General features: G+C 34.6%; 18 protein-coding genes. 11 read left to right on the plus strand and 7 right to left on the minus strand.

All coding sequences use genetic code 11. The annotated features are described in order from the left end of the window. Positions 1–8 precede the first annotated feature (8 nt). The 4 genes from ACEN2K_RS13025 to ACEN2K_RS13040 all read right to left on the minus strand — a co-directional run bounded on the left by ACEN2K_RS13025 (position 9) and on the right by ACEN2K_RS13040 (position 6,951). Complete coding sequence (locus tag ACEN2K_RS13025; protein ID WP_441759770.1) at positions 9–2,492, minus strand: sodium-translocating pyrophosphatase; 2,484 nt, start codon at positions 2,490–2,492, stop codon at positions 9–11. Positions 2,493–2,602: 110 nt separating this feature from the next. Continuing rightward, the gene (locus ACEN2K_RS13030; RefSeq protein ID WP_441759771.1) at positions 2,603–3,133 is read right to left on the minus strand and encodes an inorganic diphosphatase; all 531 of its coding nucleotides are present in this window, start codon (positions 3,131–3,133) and stop codon (positions 2,603–2,605) included. Between the two features lie 283 nt (positions 3,134–3,416). Next, complete coding sequence (locus tag ACEN2K_RS13035; RefSeq protein ID WP_441759772.1) at positions 3,417–5,903, minus strand: DUF5686 family protein; 2,487 nt, start codon at positions 5,901–5,903, stop codon at positions 3,417–3,419. Between the two features lie 70 nt (positions 5,904–5,973). Further along, positions 5,974–6,951 (minus strand): pyruvate dehydrogenase complex E1 component subunit beta, encoded by a 978-nt coding sequence (locus ACEN2K_RS13040; RefSeq protein WP_441759773.1) that lies wholly within the window; start codon positions 6,949–6,951, stop codon positions 5,974–5,976. 267 nt (positions 6,952–7,218) lie between these two features. Here ACEN2K_RS13040 and ACEN2K_RS13045 point away from each other — a divergent pair, with 267 nt between their 5' ends. The 4 genes from ACEN2K_RS13045 to ACEN2K_RS13060 all read left to right on the plus strand — a co-directional run bounded on the left by ACEN2K_RS13045 (position 7,219) and on the right by ACEN2K_RS13060 (position 10,737). Continuing rightward, entirely contained in the window at positions 7,219–7,965 is a 747-nt protein-coding gene (locus tag ACEN2K_RS13045) for an electron transfer flavoprotein subunit beta/FixA family protein (RefSeq protein WP_441759774.1), read from the plus strand. A 98-nt stretch (positions 7,966–8,063) separates the two neighbouring features. Next, positions 8,064–9,032 carry an electron transfer flavoprotein subunit alpha/FixB family protein gene (locus tag ACEN2K_RS13050; RefSeq protein WP_441759775.1) on the plus strand — a complete coding sequence of 323 codons (969 nt, stop codon included), beginning with the start codon at positions 8,064–8,066 and terminating at the stop codon, positions 9,030–9,032. A 165-nt stretch (positions 9,033–9,197) separates the two neighbouring features. Then, complete coding sequence (locus ACEN2K_RS13055; protein WP_441759776.1) at positions 9,198–9,827, plus strand: bifunctional nuclease domain-containing protein; 630 nt, start codon at positions 9,198–9,200, stop codon at positions 9,825–9,827. Positions 9,828–9,912: 85 nt separating this feature from the next. Next, positions 9,913–10,737 carry a thymidylate synthase gene (locus ACEN2K_RS13060; protein ID WP_441759777.1) on the plus strand — a complete coding sequence of 275 codons (825 nt, stop codon included), beginning with the start codon at positions 9,913–9,915 and terminating at the stop codon, positions 10,735–10,737. On the opposite strand, the gene ACEN2K_RS13065 is transcribed toward ACEN2K_RS13060, so the two are convergent. Then, the gene (locus tag ACEN2K_RS13065) at positions 10,734–11,030 is read right to left on the minus strand and encodes an isoamylase early set domain-containing protein (protein WP_441759778.1); all 297 of its coding nucleotides are present in this window, start codon (positions 11,028–11,030) and stop codon (positions 10,734–10,736) included. The two genes, ACEN2K_RS13060 and ACEN2K_RS13065, sit on opposite strands and share 4 nt — an antisense overlap. A gap of 236 nt (positions 11,031–11,266) precedes the next feature. On the opposite strand from ACEN2K_RS13065, the gene ACEN2K_RS13070 reads away from it, so the two are divergent. Then, positions 11,267–11,605, plus strand: coding sequence for a 2TM domain-containing protein (locus ACEN2K_RS13070; protein ID WP_441759779.1), 339 nt, complete (start codon positions 11,267–11,269; stop codon positions 11,603–11,605). Between the two features lie 3 nt (positions 11,606–11,608). Then, positions 11,609–12,091, plus strand: a complete 483-nt coding sequence (locus ACEN2K_RS13075; RefSeq protein WP_441759780.1) for a dihydrofolate reductase — start codon at positions 11,609–11,611, stop codon at positions 12,089–12,091. A gap of 70 nt (positions 12,092–12,161) precedes the next feature. On the opposite strand, the gene ACEN2K_RS13080 is transcribed toward ACEN2K_RS13075, so the two are convergent. Continuing rightward, the gene (locus ACEN2K_RS13080; RefSeq protein WP_441759781.1) at positions 12,162–12,461 is read right to left on the minus strand and encodes a hypothetical protein; all 300 of its coding nucleotides are present in this window, start codon (positions 12,459–12,461) and stop codon (positions 12,162–12,164) included. Positions 12,462–12,703: 242 nt separating this feature from the next. Between ACEN2K_RS13080 and ubiE the strand changes: the two genes are divergently transcribed. After that, positions 12,704–13,435 (plus strand): bifunctional demethylmenaquinone methyltransferase/2-methoxy-6-polyprenyl-1,4-benzoquinol methylase UbiE, encoded by a 732-nt coding sequence (gene ubiE, locus ACEN2K_RS13085; protein WP_441759782.1) that lies wholly within the window; start codon positions 12,704–12,706, stop codon positions 13,433–13,435. Between the two features lie 24 nt (positions 13,436–13,459). Further along, positions 13,460–14,164 carry a type IX secretion/gliding motility protein PorT/SprT gene (gene porT / locus ACEN2K_RS13090; RefSeq protein WP_441759783.1) on the plus strand — a complete coding sequence of 235 codons (705 nt, stop codon included), beginning with the start codon at positions 13,460–13,462 and terminating at the stop codon, positions 14,162–14,164. A gap of 10 nt (positions 14,165–14,174) precedes the next feature. On the opposite strand, the gene ACEN2K_RS13095 is transcribed toward porT, so the two are convergent. Further along, the gene (locus ACEN2K_RS13095; protein ID WP_441759784.1) at positions 14,175–14,906 is read right to left on the minus strand and encodes a TrmH family RNA methyltransferase; all 732 of its coding nucleotides are present in this window, start codon (positions 14,904–14,906) and stop codon (positions 14,175–14,177) included. Between the two features lie 37 nt (positions 14,907–14,943). On the opposite strand from ACEN2K_RS13095, the gene tamL reads away from it, so the two are divergent. From tamL to accD, 3 genes are all read left to right on the plus strand, one after another. Further along, a complete protein-coding gene (gene tamL, locus ACEN2K_RS13100; protein ID WP_441759785.1) occupies positions 14,944–17,508 on the plus strand; it encodes a translocation and assembly module lipoprotein TamL in 2,565 nt (854 codons plus the stop codon). 67 nt (positions 17,509–17,575) lie between these two features. Next, entirely contained in the window at positions 17,576–18,643 is a 1,068-nt protein-coding gene (gene fbaA, locus ACEN2K_RS13105; RefSeq protein WP_441759786.1) for a class II fructose-bisphosphate aldolase, read from the plus strand. A gap of 85 nt (positions 18,644–18,728) precedes the next feature. Next, positions 18,729–19,583, plus strand: a complete 855-nt coding sequence (accD, locus tag ACEN2K_RS13110) for an acetyl-CoA carboxylase, carboxyltransferase subunit beta (protein WP_441759787.1) — start codon at positions 18,729–18,731, stop codon at positions 19,581–19,583. Positions 19,584–19,597 lie beyond the last annotated feature (14 nt).

Below are 19,597 nucleotides of genomic sequence, written 5' to 3' on the forward strand. Positions count from 1 at the left end.
TGAGAGCGCTACTTCGCTGCATCAATTTTGGCTTGAACTTCAGCATCCGTACCTTCAAATACTTGAGTTTCTACCTTTCCGTTTACAGTTGTCGTTATGGTTCCCACCACAGTTCCATTGACATTCGTTTTTTCAATGGTTACTTCTTTAGAAGTTTCGTTATGCATGCTGTTTTGACCATGCATTCTATTTTGATTGTGCATCATGTGTTCACAAGCAGCATTAGTACAGCCTTTCGCTAGACATTCTTCTTTTGACATTGATGTACACGCTCCTGTAGTCATACAGCAGCTAGCTTTAGTATTAGTCAGCGTATGACTTCCGCTGCCTAATATAGGAGCCATTACTAAACCTATTAGACAAGTCAATTTAATCAAAATATTCATCGATGGGCCTGAAGTATCTTTAAAAGGATCGCCAACGGTATCGCCGGTTACAGCTGCCTTATGGGCATCAGAACCTTTGTAGGTCAATTCTCCGTTAATCAATACTCCTGCTTCAAAAGATTTTTTAGCGTTATCCCAAGCGCCTCCAGCGTTGTTTTGAAATACCGCCCAAAGTACACCCGAAACGGTTACTCCAGCCATGTACCCTCCTAACATCTCTGCAATAAGCTGGTTATTATCTGCATAAACTAACTTTCCTAACAAAACAATCGCGATAGGAAAACCTATAGTTAATATTCCCGGTAGCATCATTTCACGCAGCGCTGCTTTTGTCGAAATATCCACACATTTAGCATATTCTGGTTTGCCTGTACCTTCCATAATTCCAGGAATTTCCTTGAACTGGCGGCGAACTTCATAAACCATATCCATGGCTGCTTTTCCAACAGAGTTCATTGCTAAAGCAGAGAAAACCACCGGTATCATTCCACCAACAAACAACATGGCTAAAACAGGTGCTTTAAATATATTTATACCATCTATTCCTGTAAAGGTTACATAAGCTGCAAATAAAGCTAATGACGTTAATGCTGCTGACGCAATTGCAAAACCTTTCCCAGTTGCAGCCGTTGTATTTCCTACAGAATCTAATATATCAGTACGTGTACGTACTTCTTTTGGTAATTCACTCATTTCAGCAATACCTCCTGCATTATCGGAAATAGGTCCGAAAGCATCAATGGCAAGTTGCATTGCCGTTGTCGCCATCATTGCTGAAGCTGCTAAAGCGACACCATAGAATCCTGCAAAAGCATAGGATGTCCAGATTGCAGCAGCAAACAACAACACAGTTGGGAATGTGGAAATCATACCCGTTGCTAATCCTGCAATTACGTTTGTTCCTGCTCCTGTACTCGATTTTTGAACAATTGCCATAACTGGTTTTGTTCCTAATCCTGTGTAATACTCAGTTACCGATGAAATGACAGCACCTACCACTAAACCGACTATAGTAGCATAAAAAACACGCATTGACGAAATATCTTGTATTCCTTCACCAAAGAACTCCATTTTCATGGTTACAGGCAACATGTACTGCACTAAGAAATAACAAGCAATTGCTGTTAAACCAATAGAAACCCAGTTTCCAATATTCAGTGCTTTTTGCACTTGTGCCTCTTTAGCATTATTATCTGATATCTTTACTAACATGGTTCCCAGTATGGAAAATAAAATTCCGAAACCAGCAATTGCCATTGGCAATAATATAGGACCAATTCCGCCAAAAGCATCTTGAATACTGCCACCCATATCTTTAATCACATAATTCCCTAACACCATTGCTGCTAAAACGGTAGCGATATACGAACCAAATAAATCAGCACCCATACCGGCAACATCACCTACATTGTCTCCTACATTGTCCGCTATCGTTGCTGGATTACGAGGATCATCCTCTGGAATACCCGCTTCAACTTTTCCTACTAAATCAGCACCTACATCAGCGGCTTTAGTATAAATACCACCTCCCACACGTGCAAACAAGGCAATGGACTCTGCTCCAAGAGAGAATCCCGCTAAAGTTTCCAAAACGATAGTCATGTCTTCAGTTGAAGTCCATGTACCATTCATAAAAAAATGAAAAAAGAATATAAAAAAGGAGGTTAATCCCAATACAGCTAAGCCAGCTACTCCTAGTCCCATCACAGTACCACCACCAAAAGAAACCTTTAAGGCTTGTGGCAAACTTGTACGGGCTGCTTGTGTGGTTCTCACATTGGTTTTAGTGGCAATCTTCATTCCCATGTTCCCCGCAAGTGCTGAGAAAAAGGCACCAAAAACGAAGGCAACCACAATTAAAATATGCGTGGTAGGTACAAAATAAGAAACCGCAGTTAATGCGATACTTGCTCCCACCACAAAAAAGGTAAGTAATCTATATTCTGCTTGGAGAAAGGCCAAAGCACCTTCGTAGATATAATCTGAAATCTCTTTCATTTTACCGTCTCCGGCATCCTGTTTTAATACCCAAGCTCTTTTAATCGACATAAAAAGAAGACCAACAATTGCCATAGCAATTGGCAAATAAATCATAATTGCATTCATAAATTTGTTTTGGTTTTGGTTAATAATCAATAGTATACCAAACGAATTTAACAAAAAAAGCAATACTCTTAGTAGAATATTGCTTTTTTTACAAAAATGAGATGTTTAAATTATCTAATACTAAATAATCCTTCTGGTTTGTTTTCGATTGCATCAAAACGCTCTGTACATTTTTTAATAATGTCATACGCTTCATTTACATCTCCCCATCCACCAACATCAACTGTTTTATTTTCTAAATCTTTATACACTTGAAAAAAGTGCTCAATCTCTTTTAATAAATGCGGATTCATATCTGACAAGTCATTTAATGAATTCCAAATTGGATCAGATACAGGTACACAAATTACTTTCTCATCTGGTCCTTTATCATCTGCCATATGGAAAACTCCAATAGGCTTCACTTCCATTACACATCCAGGAAAAGTAGGTTCATTTACTAAAACCAATACATCTAATGGATCTCCATCTAAAGCTAATGTTTCTGGAATAAATCCATAATCAGCTGGGTACATCATTGAAGAAAATAACATTCTATCAAAACGCATTCTTTTGATTTCAAAATCGTACTCGTATTTGTTTCTACTTCCTCTTGGAATTTCGATTAACACATCGAAAGTGTTTATTTTATCTGCAGTCATTTTTATTTTTTATTATCTTAAATTCATTTTATGCGGTTGCAAAAGTAGTTTAAAAAGCTATTTATTACAAGAATAATCTATCTTAAAACGCAAGAATACAAAAGCTTCACTATTTAGTAACAAGAAAGTACTAAAGCACTTTCAATCAACAATAACTTATTATCCATAAACCATATTATTAAAGGGTTTGCACAGCATTCTTTTTAGCCCAGATAGCAGTGAAAATCCTTTTCTTTTTTTCTTTAAAAAAGAAAAGATTGCAACGTATAGCTGGATATAGCTACTAAAAATAAAAACCAAACGAGCCTTTTACAGAAAAACGTTGTGTATCTGGTGTGTTTAAATAATTCGCTCTCCAGGTGAAATCAATTCTAAACACCTTGAAGATGTTACCTATACCTGCACTGTACTCCCAGTACACCTCTTCGGGCGCGGTATACGTTAATCCAGAAGCATTAATGGCTCTGTTAGCATCTGATATGGTTCCATAAACGGCTTTAGCACCAATGATTTCTCTCCAATTCAATTTTCTCATAAATGGAATTCTAGCAAAAAGTCTTCCGCTAAAGTTGTGACTCCATTGTAAGGTTGCGTACTGATCAGTAACAAACTCATAGAAATTTAAATTAGTAAAGGTATTTTCGATGGTGAAATAAGTCTGATTTCCTGGAATGACACTCATTAAACCTAACGGAATTGTTCCAAAAGTCTTCCCCACTTCGACAATTACATTAGAGCGTCCGAGAGGTCCAATAATAATAGGTTGCTTGTAGTACAACTGGATCTTTTCATATTTAAAATCGCTATTTAGCAAGCCTTTAAAACCATGACTGTAATTCACGTAAAAACGACTAAAAGGACTATCAACATCACTGCGTTCTACTCCGTAGCCAATTGTTTTCCTATTGGGCGTATATTCAACTTGGAAATTCACCTCAGATTGATTGACCTTGCTTTCTATAGCGGTTTGTGATGCGTTTGTGTAGTAATCCAAACTAAAAGAATCTGATGCCGACTCTAAAGTACGGTAAGAAAAACCAGTTTGAAAAGTTAAGTTCTTAATAGGTTCAATTTCTACACCAACATTTGTTAAATTGATGTTTGTCAATTTACCATTACTTCCAGAAGAAAATAATGAGGACGAAGCAAAACTTCTTCCTAAAACATCATTAGTAGTAGTTAGACTCGCACCAATTTGTTCTATATCTCGTCTATTTCCTCCAGAGATTATGATTCGTTTTTTCTTATCGACCATCCACTTTCCAGACAGTCCAAACTTAAATTTATCATCGTCAAATCCATATGCAGTATATCCTTGTAATCGCCAAGTGTCATTAGGTCCAAAATAGGTTCTCCCTCCTACTCTTAGTCGTATTCCTTCGACCTCATTATAACCAAATGTAGAAAATATTGGTCCGTAGTCAAAGTTCCCCGACTGTATGTAGCCACTTCCTAAAATAGATACAAGATTATACAAATTCTGAAATTTCTTGACTGTTTGTAAGGTGTCCAGCATTTTATACACGCCTTTTTCATCTTTGTTAAGATTTTCAAAGCGGTTGTCATCCCAGTATTCATCTGATTTATTGTAGACCTCATTATCAATATAGTTCACCTCATCTTTATAAAACGCGACCGGTTTCTCTATATTAAATTTATGATTTTGATAGAGCGTTGTTCTTTTTCCATAAACACCTTTTGATTCATCTTTTTTATTCAAAGCAAAATCAGACATCATATAATCTCGTGTCAGTAAGAAAACCGAATCATTCTCTACTTCAAATTCCTGCTCGATGTAAATGTCTTTTACCCAGTTAATATTAGCACTTTTAGTCACTGCCATATTAATTTTTTTAATGGCATACGTAGTGTCGTTTACCCAAAAATCCCCCTTAAAGGTCAGTTCGTTTTTTCGTCTTGGATAAAAAACGATATTATAACACCACTTATTATTGATATAAGAACTGTCTCTTAGCACATAGTTGTAGACATCAATACCCGTTTTAGACAACGGACTGGTAAAACTTTTATCAAAAAATGTTAAATGATTATTGTAAATATCATAATCAGAGTACAAGTCTTTTACAAAAGACAAAATCTGTTGATTATTACTAAAACCTGAATTTTTATTGGCTTTTAATTTTTCTTTTACTTTTTTCAATTTGTTATTCCCATAAACATCTGATAGCGTCTCGTTGATAAAAATAGGCAAATATGTCTTTCCAGTAACTTTAGAAGTATCTACATGTTTGAAAATAAACTCCATGCCCTTGAAAAGTTTGTTTTGCATAAAAGCACTGTCTATCGTGTTCATGTCAAATTCTACTTTCTCGTACTTCTCCATTTGATACTGATCAAATTGATAGAGTCCGTTTTTACGTTTTCTCTCCCATATCTTTCTAAGAATATCAAGAGCGGGATTATTTTTCTTAGATGTTTTCCCAGTAAAAATGACTACTTCATTTAAACTTTCCATATCTTTTAATACGACAACCATATTATAGTTAACGGCTTTCTCCAATGTAATTTCACTATCAGAAAAACCGACTGATGTCGCAACCAAAACAGTATATGAATTGTCTGACTCTAAGTAAAATTTCCCATCTTCATTAGCTACCGTACCCTGATTTGAACCTTTAAAAGCAACATTAGCATAAGGAACAGCCTGCCTTTGTTTATCAACGATAATTCCGCTGACTTTTGTTTGTGCCATTAGCCCGTTTGTCACAAGCAATAATAAAAACACAATAAAAAAAACACTCTTTTTCATAATTCTACTTTAAAAAAAAAACTTCATCACACTAACGTATGATGAAGCTTTAATAGTATTGGAATATGTATTATTTATACATTACTTTTTTAACCGCTTTAATCACATCATCAGCATTTGGCAACCACTCCTTCAATAGTACTGGAGAATATGGCGCTGGTGTATCAGCAGTAGTAATTCTTTGAATAGGCGCATCAAGAAAATCAAAAGCGCGTTCTTGAACAATATAAGTAATTTCAGAGGCAACACTTGCAAAAGGCCAAGCCTCTTCAAGAACCACTAAACGATTTGTTTTCTTAACTGATTTCAAGATTGTATCATAATCTAAAGGACGTACTGTTCTTAAATCTACAATTTCACAAGAAATTCCTTCTTTTGCTAATTCTTCAGCAGCAATATGAGCTTCTTTAATAATTTTACCAAAAGATACGATAGTTACGTCTGTACCTTCACGTTTGATATCAGCTACACCTAGAGGAATAGTATATTCTCCTTCAGGAACCTCACCTTTATCACCATACATTTGCTCAGACTCCATAAAAATTACAGGATCATTATCTCGAATAGCTGCTTTTAATAAACCTTTAGCATCATAAACTGTAGATGGAACTACCACTTTTAAACCTGGAGTATTAGCAAACCAGTTTTCTAATGCTTGAGAGTGTGTTGCTCCTAATTGTCCTGCCGAAGCTGTTGGGCCACGAAAAACAATAGGTACATTAAATTGACCACCTGACATTTGACGCATTTTAGCAGCGTTATTGATAATTTGATCAATACCCACTAAACAAAAATTGAATGTCATGTATTCTACAATAGGACGACAACCATTCATTGCTGAACCCACTGCAATTCCAGTAAAACCTAACTCTGCAATAGGAGTATCAATAACTCTTTTTGCTCCAAATTCATCAAGCATTCCTTTTGATGCTTTATAAGCACCATTGTATTCAGCAACTTCTTCACCCATTAAATAAATGGACTCATCATGACGCATTTCTTCACTCATCGCTTCGCAAATGGCCTCTCTAAATTGTATCGTTCTCATATTTGTATTGTATATGTCTAATTTTCGAAAAGCAAAAATAAATATTTTAAATCACTTTTATGCATAAATTACTTTAAAATAATCAGGAGCTCTTTCCAGCTATATGCTATATCTTCCTGTGGCTAAAGCAGCCACAGGAAGGATGGGGCTGCTATCTGGGCTACGAAATCGTAATAGCTTCGTAAAAATATTATGCGCGCATAGTATATTATTCAATTTATTATTTTAAATTTGTAAAAGAAATTAAGAAAATAAAAAAATATAACCATGAAAATATTAGTTTGCATCAGCCACGTTCCTGATACTACTTCGAAGATAAACTTCGTTAATGGCGACTCAGAATTTGATACTAACGGAGTTCAATATGTAATCAATCCAAATGATGAATTTGGACTTACTAGAGCAATCTGGTTTCAAGAACAACAAGGCGCTACAGTTACTGTAGTAAATGTTGGAGGTCCTGAAACAGAGCCTACACTTAGAAAAGCATTAGCAATTGGTGCGAATGAAGCCATTCGTGTTAACGCAAATCCTACTGATGGATTTTTTGTAGCAAAACAATTAGCTGAAGTTATTAAAACTGGAGGTTACGATATTGTAATTGCAGGTAAAGAATCATTAGACTACAATGGTGGAATGGTACCTGGAATGATGGCAGGAATATTAGGATATAATTTCTTAAATTCTTGTACTAGCCTAACGGTTGATGGAACAAATGTAAAGGCGGTTCGTGAAATTGATGGTGGAAAAGAAACCGTTTCTACAACTTTACCTTTAATTATTGGGGGTCAAAAAGGCTTGGTTGAAGAAAAAGATTTGCGTATTCCTAATATGAGAGGAATTATGACTGCAAGAACTAAGGCATTAGCCGTAGTTGAACCAGTTGACGCAACAGCGGCTACTAGAGCGGTGAAGTTTGAGAAACCAGCTCCAAAATCAGCGGTGAAATTAGTATCAGCAGATAACTTAGATGAGTTAATTAACCTATTACACAACGAAGCTAAGGTAATTTAGTTTTTAGTATTCAGTTTAAAAAATCAATTTAATTCAGTTTTTAGTTTCAGTTTCAAATACTTTAAACCGCACACTTTAAACTTTTAAACAAAAAAATCATGTCAATATTAATATATGCAGAATCAGCAGAAGGAAAATTCAAAAAAGTAGCTTTTGAATTAGCTTCTTATGCAAAAAAAGTAGCTGAAACTTTGGGGACAACAGTAACAGCAGTAACAGTTAACGCTGGAGATGTTTCAGAATTAGCAAAATACGGAGTAGACAAAGTATTAAAAGTAACCAATGACAAATTAAGTGGCTTTACAGCAAAAGCATATGCTGATGTAATCAAACAGGCTGCTGAAAAAGAAAACACTAAAGTAGTTGTGCTATCTTCTACCACAGATAGTATTTACTTATCATCACTTGTTGCTGTAGCATTAAATGCAGGTTATGCTTCAAACGTTGTGGGACTTCCAGTTAGCACAGCGCCATTTCAAGTGAAAAGAAATGCGTTTTCAAATAAAGCCTTTAACATTACAGAAATCACTACTGATGTAAAAGTTTTAGGTCTTGCTAAAAACTCTTACGGTGTTTTTGAAAATGCATCTACACTTACAGAAGAAGACTTTAACCCAACAATTGGAGACAATGATTTTGGTGTAAAAGTTGATTCAGTAGAAAAAGTATCAGGAAAAGTTTCTATTGCTGATGCTGATATTGTGGTATCTGCAGGTCGTGGATTAAAAGGACCAGAAAATTGGGGCATGGTTGAAGAATTAGCTTCTGTACTTGGTGCAGCGACAGCATGTTCAAAACCAGTATCTGATTTAGGATGGAGACCTCATAGTGAGCACGTGGGACAAACAGGAAAACCTGTTGCAACTAACCTTTATATCGCTATTGGAATCTCAGGAGCTATTCAGCATATTGCAGGAATCAACTCTTCAAAAGTCAAAGTGGTAATTAATACTGACCCTGAAGCTCCTTTCTTTAAAGTAGCTGATTACGGTGTCGTAGGTGATGCTTTCGAAATCGTACCGCAATTAATTGAAAAATTAAAAGCATTCAAATCTCAACAAGCATAATTTAATTATTATTTAAATATTTTAGCTGCCTAAATATAGATAATCGTATCTTTGTTTTAGGCAGCTTTTTTTGTCTCCTATTTTTTTATTAAAATTGCACCCAAATTTAATAACAGAATTCAAAATCTCTAAATTAGGCACAAAGTGCCTTACAGTACAGCAATTATGAGCTTAGTTAAATTGTCAATAAAAGGAATCTCTTATAGTCAAACCCAAAATGGAGCGTATGCTTTAATTTTAAATGAAGTTGACGGTGAACGAAAATTACCTATCGTCATAGGTGCATTTGAAGCACAATCAATTGCTATAGCACTTGAAAAAGAAATCAAACCGCCGCGTCCATTGACCCATGATTTGTTTAAAAATTTTGCTGAGCGTTTTGACATTGTTGTAAAACAGGTCATCATACACAAATTAGTTGATGGTGTTTTTTACTCTAGCATTATTTGTGAAAGAGATAAAATCGAAGAAATAATCGATGCAAGAACATCTGATGCTATCGCTCTAGCGCTTCGTTTTAACGCGCCAATTTTTACTTACAAAAATATCTTAGATAAAGCGGGTATCTATCTTAAAGCAAACCCTCAAGAAACCGATAAGGATTCACAAGAAATTGATGACATCCTTTCGAATCCAGAAACCTTTGGTACTGAAGAAGAAACCAATCAATCGGGCAGAGCGTATATTAAACATAGTCTAGAAGAATTAAATGAATTACTTGCACAAGCGGTAGCCCATGAAGACTATGAAAAAGCAGCTAAAATTAGAGACGAAATCTCAAAAAGAGAATCGTAATTTATTTAAGCATACCAAAGCGTTTAAGCTGTATGGTAATTTTTAAAAGTCCCAAAACTATTTCCCAAATTCAAAAACCTCGATAATGAAGCAATATTTAGATTTAGTGCAACATGTAATGGAAAACGGTTGCCAAAAAGGTGATCGAACTGGAACTGGAACTAAAAGTGTATTTGGCTATCAAATGCGTTTTGACTTAAGTGAAGGTTTCCCAATGGTTACTACTAAAAAATTGCACCTAAAATCTATTATTTACGAATTGCTTTGGTTTTTAAAAGGGGACACTAATATCAATTACCTAAAAGAAAACGGAGTTAAAATTTGGGACGCTTGGGCAGATCAAAATGGAGATCTAGGACCGGTATATGGTCATCAATGGCGCAATTGGAATAGCGAAGAAATTGATCAGATCGCTGATTTAATTACCGAACTAAAAACAAATCCTAACAGTCGAAGAATGTTGGTCTCTGCCTGGAACCCATCGGTACTGCCAGACACAAAGAAATCTTTTGAGGAAAATGTGGCTAATAACAAAGCGGCTCTCCCTCCTTGTCATGCCTTTTTTCAGTTTTACGTCGCTGACGGAAAGCTTTCTTGCCAGTTGTACCAGCGGAGCGCTGATATCTTCTTAGGTGTTCCTTTCAACATCGCATCGTATGCATTACTTACTATGATGATAGCGCAAGTGTGTGACTTAGAAGCAGGAGAATTTATCCACACTTTTGGAGACGCACACATTTACAATAATCATTTTGAACAATTAGAAACACAGCTTGCAAGAGAGCCTAAGCAATTGCCAAAAATGATTTTAAATCCTGAGATAAAAAATATATTTGACTTTACATTTGATGACTTTACCTTAGAAGGTTATGAGCCACATGCTGGAATTAAAGGTAGTGTTGCTGTTTAAACCAGTATGACACTATTCTCAGAACCAGCAAAATCATTCCATTTAAAAGAATCGGCTTCTGGCTCATTGACAAATGCACCATCTACTACATATTTAAACTCATAGGAAGCGTCTTTATTCACATCAAAGACACCTTTAAAAGTTCCGTTTTTTAATTTATTTAAAGTTCCTTCGGCAACATTCCAATTGTTGAAATCACCAACAACTGCAGCATGATCTGCGTCTTTTGCAACAATAGAAAAAGTAACTTTACAAACAGGTTTCGTCTTAATAAATTGTTTCTTAATAGCCATAATCATTTCATTTTTAATGTTATAACACAAAGAAAACCATTTATCCCGAACTTTCAAACACACTAATACGATTTACTACAAAGGACAATTCTTTGTTAAATTTTAATAAATTTAATAATTTAGTATGCTTTAATTTTTCGAATAAAAAAAAGAAAACGATTGCACACTAAATATTACCCTTGAGCAAGGAAGACATTCAGAATTAAATTTTATCTTTAACATCAAAAATAAGACTTATGGAAAGAGAGCAGCATGAACTGTATGAATATGCCCGAAAAAGAATTAAACAAAAAAAAGGGCTTTATTATCATTTTGTATTTTTGTTTTTGGCCAGCTTATTCTTATTTATTTCTACTAAAATTTTTGATTTTAATCCCGACTCCAACTTATACATTTGGCTAATTACTATCTGGTTTTTTATTTTTTTGTTGCATTTTATTAAAGTGTACATTACTGATCGTTTTATGAACAAGAACTGGGAACGAGAACAAATCGATAGACTTGTTGGGCTACAGCAAAAGAAATTAGCCGAATTAGAAAAACAAATTGAAGACAATCAAAAACAAGATTTATAGCTAATGATTATCATGATAGCTGCAGCTGCAGAAAATAACGCATTGGGAAAAGACAATGAATTAGTCTGGCATTTACCTAATGATTTTAAGAGATTCAAGGCACTTACCTCTGGTCACCATATTATAATGGGGAGAAAAACGTTTGAAAGCTTCCCAAAACCGTTACCTAACCGTACACATATTGTCATTACCAGACAAAAAAATTACCAACCAGACGGTTGCATTGTTGTGAATAGCTTAGAAAAAGCAATCGCGCTATGCCCTAAAGAGGAAGACAGTTACATTATAGGTGGTGGAGAGATATATACGTTAGGAATGCCTTACTCAGATAAAATAGAACTTACCCGAGTGCATGATAATTTTGAAGCGGATGCTTTTTTTCCAGACATTAACCAAGATGAATGGGAACTCATACAGTCAGAGTTCCAAGCGAAAGATGAAAAACATCTCATTGATTTTACCTATCAAACCTTTGTTCGAAAATAAAAAGCAAAAAAAAAACACCCCGGCAAACTAGGGTGTTTTTTTTGTTTAAAACAATGATTGGGAAAATGGCTTACTCTTGAAAGAGAATTTGATATGATAACAAAAAAATTACACATGTTAATAATGCTCCAGAAATGAAGATTATAACATTTGAAGTTTCTTGAGAAAACATCTCAAAAAAGCCTTTAATACCAAATACCACGAAGGTACTAAAGACAAAGAAAATTAAAATTTCCAAAAACAAATTTAATCCTAAGAACGTATGTTGCGCTATAACTACATTACTGCTTTTTAAAGCAGCACCATCAAAGCAACTTACAAGAACAAGCGATATAACTAGCGCAAGAAGCAACCACTTGATTTGAGCCATTATTCCCTTTTTAATCATTGAAAAAATACCTTATATTTTTATACCGTAAAATTCGCCATTAATAACGTGTCTCACAATACCCACTTTTAGTGATATTTGCATTTATTTGAAAATAAATCGTAAACAGTGCAAAAGTCTATCTCATCCATATACATCTTTTGAACGTATATATTTTAGCTAGAGCCACTAAAACTAGATTGCATTAAAAACAGATGTATTATATTTGTGAAAATTTAAAAAAAATGTCAAAAAACATTACACCATATAAAAATTCAGAACTAGGTAAGAAAGAGCAGGTCGCTAAGATGTTTGACACAATATCTGGAAATTACGATAATTTAAATCGCGTTATTTCTTTTGGAATAGACGTGAAATGGAGAAAAAAAGTAGTAGCAATAGTAGCCAAATCAAACCCAAAAACCATTTTAGATATTGCTACTGGCACAGGTGATTTGGCAATTTTAATGGCGCAAACTAAAGCTACAAAAATTATAGGATTAGACATTTCTGCAGGAATGCTTGAAGTAGGTAAGAAAAAAATAGCCGAGAAAAAGCTTTCTAATACTATAGAGATGGTTTTGGCTGACTCTGAAAATATGCCTTTTGAAGACAACTATTTTGACGCTATCACTGTGGCTTTTGGAGTGCGTAATTTTGAAACTTTAGAAAAAGGATTAGCTGAAATTTTAAGAGTACTTAAACCTAATGGTGTTTTTGTTATTTTAGAAACTTCTGTTCCAGATAAGACACCATATAAACAAGGGTATAATTTTTACAGTAAAAATATTCTGCCATTAATAGGTAAATTGTTTTCTAAAGACAATGTTGCTTACGGCTATTTATCAGAATCGGCTGCTGCTTTCCCTTATGGAGAAGCCTTAAACAATATTTTACGAAAAGTAGGGTTTATAGATGTAGTAGCGATGCCTCAAACATTTGGTGTAGCCACCATTTATTCGGCTTCAAAAAAATAATACTGAAGGACACCCTCTGTACATATGAAAAAAATAGTTGTATTAGTTTTACTGGCTTTATCAATAACAGGAAATGCACAGTTTAGAAACAGCATGTTTGGCAAAGATCCCATTATCAATTTGGAGAACTTCCAGCAGCAGCGAGTCTATTTTGGCTATTATCTTGGTTTCAATAATTTTGATTTTAAAATCGATTATCGAACGGTAGGACCTGATATCCAAACAAAAAAAACTACAGGATTTAATGTGGGAATCGTTGGGGATTTAAAACTTCAGGAATACATCAATCTGCGTTTTGAACCCGGACTTTACTACACCAAGCGAGATTTATACTATCCTGGCTTTACGAATGAAATAGACGCCATTAGGGAGGTTAATAGTACTTATATCCATTTCCCCTTATTAGTAAAACTTTCTTCCTTGAGAACAGGAAATGTTCGCCCCTATCTTCTCGGCGGATTATCTGCCACCTTAAACTTATCTAGTAATGAGAAAGCACAGGATGACAACGCAGAACAAAAATTCAGAGTTAAAACCTGGACTACTAATTATGAGTTAGGTTTTGGAATTGATCTTTTCTCTGAATATTTTATCTTTTCACCATCGATACGAGGGGTTTTTGGAATAGGCGACGAACTAATTAGGGACAAAGATCCTAATAGTCCATGGACTGGAAATATTGAATCTTTAAAAACTAGAGCTGTCTTAATCAACTTTACTTTTCATTAAGACACGCTACCTATTTATCGTTTCTTCTAAACTCACTTAGGATAATTGCTGTAGCTGTGGCTACATTTAAACTTTCTGTTTTTTGAATTTCTCCAAAACGTGGAATAGACAACTTGTTTTTGATTATTTTCTCTAATTCTTCTGAAATTCCATTAGCTTCGTTACCCATGATGATAATCCCTTCTTTAGGCAACGTCGACTTATAAATAGAATCTCCATCCATGAAAGTTCCGAATAAAGGAAGTTTAGTAGTAGAAAAATGGGTGCTCAGGTCAATATAATTAACATTAACCCTAGTTATTGAACCCATTGTTGCCTGCACCACTTTAGGATTGTAAATGTCTACTGTTTCATTAGAACAAAGTAATTGTTTAATTCCAAACCAGTCACACAATCTTAAAATGGTACCTAAATTTCCAGGATCGCGTATGGCATCAAGAGCAACAATTAACCCTGAGTCAATGATTGTTTTCTCAGCAGGAATTTTAAAAACCGCTAAACAAGTATTAGGAGAAGATAGCGCACTGATTTTTTTCAAATCACTCTCGTGTACCAAGCTCTTTTTACTACTAGTGACCTCGTCAAAATCATTTTGAGTTGTGTACAAATGATCCAATTCTAAATCTGACTGAAGTAGTTCTTGAATCACTTTTACACCTTCGGCAAAAAATAATTGATGGGCGTTCCTAAACTTTTTTTGCTGTAAACTCGTTATAAGTTTTATTTGGTTTTTACTAACCATAAAAATATGTACTTTTGAATTAAATATTTTAGAACACTTGAAGAAAATTTCAACAAAAATATCATTATTTATTCTAATTGGAATAATTATATCTGCTTGTAACGCTGAAAAAAGAGTTCCTGACGGAAAACGACTTCTTACCAAAAACCAAATTGTAGTAAATGGTAAAGTCACCAATGAAGAAAATGCGTATAATCAATTATACCAAAAACCAAACAGCACCCTGCTCTTAGGTTATCCACTGCGTCTGAATCTCTATAATATTGCAAATCTTGAACCCGATTCTACCTATCACGCTAAATTTACTAATAATCCTGGTAAATATGAACGTAAAGCGAAATGGCTTTCGGCTAAACAAGTGGATCGTCTTGGAAAATCGTTTTGGTATCATGGCATACACGACTTCTTAAAAAAAGTAGGTGAACCACCCGTAATAATTGATAGCTCAAAAACAGCCAAATCTGTTTTACGTTTAAAGTATTACTATTTCAACAAAGGCTATTTTGATGTAAAATCAAATTATACCTTAGACAGTAGCAAACAAAAAAGAGGCAAGATAAAGTATGAAATTGCTTCTGGTAATCCCTATTTTATAGACACACTCAAAACATCTATAGCAACAGTTGCACTCGATTCTTTATATCAATTAAACAAAGACAATTCCGTAATTAAGTCTGGACAGCAATACAAGACTATTAATTTTGAAGATGAAAAAAACCGCATTACCACGCAGTTTAGAAACAACGGTGTTTATTATTTTCAGCCTACATATGTTAATTTTGATATTGACACCATTAACAAAGTCAACAAAGCCAATGTTAATTTAATCATTAACAATTACTCGTACCAAGACAAAGATTCTACAAGGACAGAACCTTTTAAAATTTACAAAATTAGTGATGTAAATATTTATACTGATTATGCGGCTAATAAAACGAATTTAAAAATTACGGATAGCGCAAATTATAAAAACTTTAATCTCTATAGCCATGATAAATTAAGGTACAAACCTTATGCTATTACTGACGCTATTTTTATTACAAAAGGAGGTTTATTTGCCGATAATAAAACGGTACTCACGACGCGATACCTTAATAATCTGAAAATATTCAATTACCCAAGTATTCAATATGAAGTAGATAAAAGGGATACTACCTATAGTTCACTCATTGCAAAAATTTATCTTACACCAAGAAAAAAATACAGCTTTGGAGCATCCTTTGATGTAACCCATTCTAATATTCAGGATATCGGTATTTCATTTAGTCCGGCATTGACTATTCGAAATATTTTCAGAGGAGCAGAAACTCTTGAAATTTCAGGGCGTGCCAACATTGGTTCATCAAAAGATTTAGCCAATCCCAATAATCAGTTTTTTAATGTCTCTGAGTATGGAGCCGACCTAAAACTGAGTATCCCTAGAATTTTTCTTCCTTTCTCTACTGACAAGATTATCCCAAAGAGCATGATTCCATCTACGCTAATGGCTGTGGGTTTTGCTAGACAAACTAATATTGGACTTGATAAAGAAAACTTCACGGGTGCCGTATCTTACAATTGGACCCCAAAGAAGAATAACACTGCTCGTTTTGACTTGTTTAATGTGCAGTTTGTTAGAAATCTTAATCCTGAGAACTATTTTAATGTGTATCGTTCTTCGTATAATGCATTAAATGACATAGCAAAAATATACAATACTGAAGATTCTTATTTCAACAACCCTACTGATAGAGATTTAAAAATCGAAGAAGGAACTAAGGGTTTTACCAATCTGGTTACAAGTTCACAAACAAGCTTAACGCCACAAGATGATGAATACCAAACAGTAAAAAGCATTGAAGAAAGACGGGTGAGACTAACCGAAAATGACTTCATATTAGCTACTAGTTTTACATTTACAAAAACAACTAAGAAAGACCTTCAAGACAATACTTTCTATTTATTTAAAACAAAAATTGAATCAGCAGGTTCCTTATTGTCTTTGATATCCAAAGCAACTAACCAGACCGTAAACGCTAATGGCAACCACGAAGTATTCAACTTAGAATACTCAGAATATATCAAAACTGAATTTGACTATATCAAACACTGGGATCTAACCAAAGAAAAAGTACTGGCTGTAAGAAGCTTTTTTGGTATTGCCATTCCATTTGGTAATTCAGACAATATTCCGTTTTCAAGAAGTTACTTTTCTGGTGGATCAAATGATAATAGAGCATGGCAACCTTATAGTTTAGGACCAGGAAGCAGTGGCGCAAAGAATGATTTCAACGAAGCCAATATGAAAATCGCCTTGAGTACGGAGTTTCGTTTTAAAATTCTTGGAGATTTTAAAGGCGCTTTATTTGCTGATGCAGGAAACATTTGGAACGTTAGTGATAATGTCACCGATGAAAAATCAACCTTTACAGGGTTTAAGAGTTTAGAAGACATTGCTTTAGGAACTGGTTTTGGATTGCGATACGATTTAAACTTCCTTGTCATCCGTTTTGACTTTGGTTTTAAAACTTATAATCCAGCGAATGAAACAGGCAAAAAATGGTTTAGGGATTACAATTTCGGGAACAGTGTTTTAAATTTTGGAATAAATTACCCGTTCTAATGCTAATTAATTCTTATTTTTGCAGTCTTGAACTAAAAACAAAAAGAACCAACTAAAAAAAATTACAATGGCACACAACATCAAACCGGGCGTAGCTACAGGAGATCAAGTACAAGAAATTTTCAACTATGCTAAAGAAAAAGGCTTTGCTTTACCTGCAGTAAACGTTACAGGTTCAAACACTATAAATAGCGTTCTAGAGACTGCCGCAAAACTAAATGCACCAGTTATTATTCAATTTTCTAATGGAGGTGCTCAGTTTAATGCTGGAAAAGGACTTTCAAATGCAAATGAAAAAGCAGCTATTGCTGGAGGTATTGCAGGAGCATTACATATTCACACCTTGGCTGAAGCCTATGGAGCAACAGTAATTTTACATACTGACCATTGTGCTAAAAAACTTTTACCTTGGATCGACGGTTTATTAGACGCATCAGAAAAACATTTTGCTGCAACTGGAAAACCATTATACAGCTCTCATATGATTGACTTGTCTGAAGAGCCTATCGAAGAGAACATCGAAATTTGCAAAGGATACCTTGAGAGAATGAGCAAAATGGGAATGACTCTTGAAATCGAACTAGGAATCACAGGTGGTGAAGAAGATGGTGTAGACAATTCTGATGTAGACAGCTCTAAATTATACACTCAACCAGAAGAGGTTGCTTACGCATACGAAGAATTATCAAAAGTAAGCCCACGCTTTACAATCGCGGCAGCTTTTGGAAACGTGCATGGTGTATACAAACCAGGTAACGTGAAGTTAACTCCAAAAATCTTAAAGAATTCTCAAGATTTCGTTCAAAAGAAATTCAACACGGGTAACAATCCAGTTGATTTTGTTTTCCACGGAGGATCAGGTTCTACATTAGAAGAAATCAGAGAAGGAATTAGCTACGGTGTAATTAAAATGAATATTGATACTGACTTGCAATTTGCATTCACTGAAGGTATTCGTGATTACATGGTTAAAAATATCGATTTCCTAAAAACACAAATTGGTAATCCTGATGGAGCTGACGTTCCTAATAAAAAATATTACGACCCTAGAAAATGGTTACGTGAAAGCGAAATGACTTTCAACACTAGATTGGAACAAGCATTTGCTGACTTAAACAATGTGAATACTCTATAGATTAAGAATTATGAGTTATGGATTGCGAGTTTATCTTGTAATTTATAACTCATAACTTTTAACTCATAACTCATAATTTTAAAATATGGCTTGGTTTAAAAGAAAAGAAAAAGGAATTACTACCGCTACGGAAGATAAAATGGATGTACCGAAAGGACTTTGGTACAAATCCCCTACTGGTAAAGTTATTGATGCTGACGAGCTGGAACGCAATTTATTTGTAAGTCCAGAAGATGGTTTTCATGTTAGAATTGGTAGTGCAACCTATTTTGAAATTTTATTTGATAACCATGAATTTATCGAATTAGACAAAAACCTAACTTCTAAAGATCCTTTGCAATTTGTGGATACAAAAAAATATGCAGACAGATTAAAGGATGTTATGGAAAAAACCAAACTTAAGGACGCAGTGCGCACTGGAGTAGGAAAATCTAAAGGGAGAGACGTTGTTATATGCTGTATGGATTTTGCCTTTATTGGTGGATCTATGGGTGCTGTAGTAGGTGAAAAAATCGCGAGAGGAATTGATCATGCGATTACTAACAAACTTCCTTTTATCATGATTTCTAAATCAGGTGGTGCTCGTATGATGGAAGCTGCTTACTCTTTAATGCAATTAGCTAAAACATCTGTTAAACTAGCCCAACTTGCAGAAGCAAAACTTCCTTACATTTCATTATGCACGGACCCAACTACGGGAGGAACAACAGCTTCTTACGCGATGTTAGGAGATATTAATATTTCTGAGCCAGGTGCATTGATAGGATTTGCAGGACCAAGAGTAGTGAGAGATACGACCGGTAAAGATTTACCTGAAGGATTTCAAACAGCTGAGTTTTTGTTAGAGCATGGTTTCTTAGACTTTATTACTCCAAGAAAAGAATTAAAAGATAAGATCAATTTATACATTGATTTGATTCAAAACAATACAGTTAGATAGTTCGTTAACTACTA

The organism is Flavobacterium sp. W21_SRS_FM3 (genome assembly GCF_052113625.1).
Lineage (GTDB): Bacteria > Bacteroidota > Bacteroidia > Flavobacteriales > Flavobacteriaceae > Flavobacterium.

What these genes read in the sequence shown, in the direction of transcription:
- ACEN2K_RS13055 (WP_441759776.1), top strand. Translation starts at nt 9,198, where the DNA reads ATGAGCTTAGTTAAATTGTCAATAAAAGGAATCTCTTATAGTCAAACC.
- ACEN2K_RS13065 (WP_441759778.1), bottom strand. Translation starts at nt 11,030, where the DNA reads ATGGCTATTAAGAAACAATTTATTAAGACGAAACCTGTTTGTAAAGTT.
- ACEN2K_RS13080 (WP_441759781.1), bottom strand. Translation starts at nt 12,461, where the DNA reads ATGGCTCAAATCAAGTGGTTGCTTCTTGCGCTAGTTATATCGCTTGTT.
- ACEN2K_RS13095 (WP_441759784.1), bottom strand. Translation starts at nt 14,906, where the DNA reads ATGGTTAGTAAAAACCAAATAAAACTTATAACGAGTTTACAGCAAAAA.
- ACEN2K_RS13035 (WP_441759772.1), bottom strand. Translation starts at nt 5,903, where the DNA reads ATGAAAAAGAGTGTTTTTTTTATTGTGTTTTTATTATTGCTTGTGACA.
- ACEN2K_RS13050 (WP_441759775.1), top strand. Translation starts at nt 8,064, where the DNA reads ATGTCAATATTAATATATGCAGAATCAGCAGAAGGAAAATTCAAAAAA.
- ACEN2K_RS13075 (WP_441759780.1), top strand. Translation starts at nt 11,609, where the DNA reads ATGATTATCATGATAGCTGCAGCTGCAGAAAATAACGCATTGGGAAAA.
- accD (WP_441759787.1), top strand. Translation starts at nt 18,729, where the DNA reads ATGGCTTGGTTTAAAAGAAAAGAAAAAGGAATTACTACCGCTACGGAA.
- ACEN2K_RS13030 (WP_441759771.1), bottom strand. Translation starts at nt 3,133, where the DNA reads ATGACTGCAGATAAAATAAACACTTTCGATGTGTTAATCGAAATTCCA.
- ubiE (WP_441759782.1), top strand. Translation starts at nt 12,704, where the DNA reads ATGTCAAAAAACATTACACCATATAAAAATTCAGAACTAGGTAAGAAA.
- ACEN2K_RS13070 (WP_441759779.1), top strand. Translation starts at nt 11,267, where the DNA reads ATGGAAAGAGAGCAGCATGAACTGTATGAATATGCCCGAAAAAGAATT.
- ACEN2K_RS13060 (WP_441759777.1), top strand. Translation starts at nt 9,913, where the DNA reads ATGAAGCAATATTTAGATTTAGTGCAACATGTAATGGAAAACGGTTGC.
- ACEN2K_RS13025 (WP_441759770.1), bottom strand. Translation starts at nt 2,492, where the DNA reads ATGAATGCAATTATGATTTATTTGCCAATTGCTATGGCAATTGTTGGT.
- ACEN2K_RS13040 (WP_441759773.1), bottom strand. Translation starts at nt 6,951, where the DNA reads ATGAGAACGATACAATTTAGAGAGGCCATTTGCGAAGCGATGAGTGAA.
- fbaA (WP_441759786.1), top strand. Translation starts at nt 17,576, where the DNA reads ATGGCACACAACATCAAACCGGGCGTAGCTACAGGAGATCAAGTACAA.
- ACEN2K_RS13045 (WP_441759774.1), top strand. Translation starts at nt 7,219, where the DNA reads ATGAAAATATTAGTTTGCATCAGCCACGTTCCTGATACTACTTCGAAG.
- porT (WP_441759783.1), top strand. Translation starts at nt 13,460, where the DNA reads ATGAAAAAAATAGTTGTATTAGTTTTACTGGCTTTATCAATAACAGGA.